The organism is Streptomyces alboflavus, assembly GCF_000716675.1.
GTDB lineage: Bacteria > Actinomycetota > Actinomycetes > Streptomycetales > Streptomycetaceae > Streptomyces > Streptomyces alboflavus.
This window is the reverse complement of sequence record NZ_JNXT01000155.1, coordinates 1-298: the sequence shown is the minus strand read 5'-3', so window position 1 is coordinate 298 and position 298 is coordinate 1. Positions and strand designations below refer to the sequence as shown.

Annotated in this window: 1 protein-coding gene; it reads left to right on the top strand. The window is 67.4% G+C overall.

Annotated features, from left to right (window positions below):
• Nucleotides 1–298 (top strand): AMP-binding protein (locus OO63_RS41135; RefSeq protein ID WP_033264995.1); only part of this gene is annotated, 298 nt, incomplete at both ends.

Here is a 298-nt window from a genome sequence, read left to right as displayed (position 1 = left end):
TCCGTATCTGTTCCTGGACGGGTTGGATCTGGGTGCGGGTGGTGGTGAGTTGGTCCGGGTGCGTCCGGACAACACGGCGTATGTGATGTACACGTCGGGCTCCACCGGCACGCCGAAGGGCGTCGCAGTCACCCATCACGGCGTGACCAACGGCGTACAGCGGCTGGCGTCGCCCACGGGCATCCGGCCGGGCGCGCGGACGCTCGCCGCGACGTCGGTGAACTTCGATGTGTCGGTGTTCGAGATCGTGACGACGCTTGCGGTGGGCGGCACGGTCGAGGTGGTGCGTGATGTGCTG